Origin of the sequence: Flavobacterium soyangense (assembly GCF_015277675.1) — a bacterium.
In the GTDB taxonomy this organism is placed as follows: domain Bacteria; phylum Bacteroidota; class Bacteroidia; order Flavobacteriales; family Flavobacteriaceae; genus Flavobacterium; species Flavobacterium soyangense.
Map to the genome: position 1 here is coordinate 1 of NZ_JADHEC010000079.1, position 2,159 is coordinate 2,159.

A 2,159-nucleotide genomic window follows, 5' to 3' on the forward strand; every position below is an offset into this window, starting at 1 on the left:
TAAGAATGAACAATCCGTTTTTCAACAAAGAATTTTAATTGTAGTTTAAATCACATATATTTACGCCCTGATTAACAAAATTGAGTTCGTTTGAGGGTTTTTAGACGAACTGACGTTAGGCATAAGTTTTAAGAAAAATGGATAGTAAAGAAGTACCTATAGAAATTCAAAAAGGATTTTTTTTCCCGGTTTGTAATAAAAGTGAGATTGAAAGAGTATTTAATGTACAAAATGCTAAAGATCATTTGCTGAAAATTCGTGCAGAAACCATTGTGGACCACATGAGGTTATTTCGCGTTTACCGCAACAAAGCGATAGCAAATCCTAAAAATTGGTCTTTAGAAAAGTCCTTTTCAAATTTACATTATGAAAAATTTTTATCACACCTAAACAAAGAGAATAAAGAGAATTGTAAAGAAATAACTTATGGTAATATATTTTCAAATCAAGTAAGTGGTTTGATTTTTAAAAGTCCATATGGAACAATGATAAACATTTCTGATTCGATTCGCTTCTTTTTAAAATTTATGAATTTAGGATTATTAAATTTTCAAACAGAAGTCCCACTTTATGTGAGAGTAAATGCAATACGAATAGCAATAAGAGTAATGTTACAAAGTGAAGCTTTAGACTTTTATATGGATCCTCGCGGTATTGTTCCAAAAAATGTTGGAATATTAATGGAAAAAGATATCCCAAATGAATTATTATTTATAGCTGGTCATGAATTTTCACATCATCTTTGTGGACACTTATCTGATGAAAATGTTATTGAAAAGCCTATTTTCAGGGGAATTCTTGAAAATCAAGAAGACTACAAGCCAATTGTATCATATACGCAAACTCAAATCGAAGAATTTGAAGCCGATTTAGTTTCCATTGAATTGCCAAAATATAGTAATTCTATGAAAAAAGCTGTTTTAGAAGGCGCTTTAACATGGTTTATGAAGTTAGATATCTATGAACATTTTATTGGAATATGTGCTCCGTCAACAAAATTCATAAATCGTGAACATCCGCCAGCATCAAAACGTTTTGATATGTTGTTAAATCAAGTTGAGTTTCCAAAAAATTTTAACAAAGAATATTGGCAGGATTTTAAAAAAGACATTGAAAAAGTTAAAATGATAATTGAAGATGATGCGAGAAATAATTTACCAAATTATCAGTTTTATGGCTCTCTGTATTTAGATGAACCAAATTCAAAATGGAGAGGAAAAGAACTTATTGACCGAGTTGACTACTACTAAACCTATGCCTAACACTTGCTAAAACTTATGGCTAGTTTTTCGGTAAATTGTTCGTTTACTTTTCATAACTTCGCTTGGGCGGTTATGGAAAAAAAGCTTTCCATAAGCCGCCACAAGCTCTAGCAAGGAAACGTTGGGCAAAAGGCGCGAGCACCTTTTGCCCAATGGGCGCGCCCTTCGCCCAACTCGACGCTTGAAGAAATCAAGCGACTTCGTCAAGCGCGCGCCCATTATGGCTCAGTTTAAAGAACCGAAATGCTAAAGATAACCAAAACTAAATAAAACAATATGACTCCAGAAGAAATTTTAAGAGAATCGGGTAACCAAAAACACGAAGTTGATTTAGGTATTGCATTAATCAGAATTATAGAACTTGGATGCTTTAACCAAACATACTTACGGTCTATATTAAAAAGACAAATAGAAACGCAAGAATTAATAAAAGGGAATACAGATATAAGCGAAAACGTTTCAAATAGATTTGAAGAATTGGAAAAAATGATTTCCGAAGTTGCTTCCGAGAATTATTATTCACTCGTACAAAAGGTTTTGAAGTAGTGCTTATGTCACTTGTTTTTACATAAAATTTTTGTTTAAACATAATAATATATTTTAATTGTACTTACGACTTAAAAACGGTGCGGAAGCTAAACCGAAAAATAAAACCGAAGCCATAACACACGCTACAAGCAAGCTGGGTATTTTTTATTAATTTAAAGTTGTTTTTGTATTTGTAAAATTTGTGCATATCGGAAAGAATACGCATCTTTAATCCCAGCCTGCTTGTAGCGCGGGAACGTCAAACTGTCTAAAAACCTTCCTTTCCAATGTTTATTCTTTTGTATTAAAAATCGTTCAAAATATTTGGATAACTCCTTAGTTTTCTTTATCTTTAAGCAAGTATTTATC

The 2,159-nt window shown here is 31.8% G+C and carries 3 protein-coding genes; 2 read left to right on the plus strand and 1 reads right to left on the minus strand.

The window, feature by feature from the left end; all coding sequences use genetic code 11:
• The first annotated feature begins 137 nt into the window (after window positions 1-137).
• Together IR213_RS16010 and IR213_RS16015 are read left to right on the plus strand one after the other, a co-directional pair.
• Window positions 138-1,250, plus strand: a complete 1,113-nt coding sequence (locus tag IR213_RS16010; protein WP_194313288.1) for a M48 family metalloprotease — start codon at window positions 138-140, stop codon at window positions 1,248-1,250.
• A gap of 288 nt (window positions 1,251-1,538) precedes the next feature.
• Window positions 1,539-1,808, plus strand: coding sequence for a hypothetical protein (locus IR213_RS16015; protein ID WP_194313289.1), 270 nt, complete (start codon window positions 1,539-1,541; stop codon window positions 1,806-1,808).
• Window positions 1,809-1,963: 155 nt separating this feature from the next.
• Here the strand turns inward: IR213_RS16015 and IR213_RS16450 are convergent.
• Window positions 1,964-2,159: hypothetical protein (locus IR213_RS16450; protein ID WP_228479219.1), on the minus strand; the 196-nt coding region annotated here is incomplete at its 5' end.

What these genes read in the sequence shown, in the direction of transcription:
- IR213_RS16015 (WP_194313289.1), top strand. Translation starts at nt 1,539, where the DNA reads ATGACTCCAGAAGAAATTTTAAGAGAATCGGGTAACCAAAAACACGAA.
- IR213_RS16010 (WP_194313288.1), top strand. Translation starts at nt 138, where the DNA reads ATGGATAGTAAAGAAGTACCTATAGAAATTCAAAAAGGATTTTTTTTC.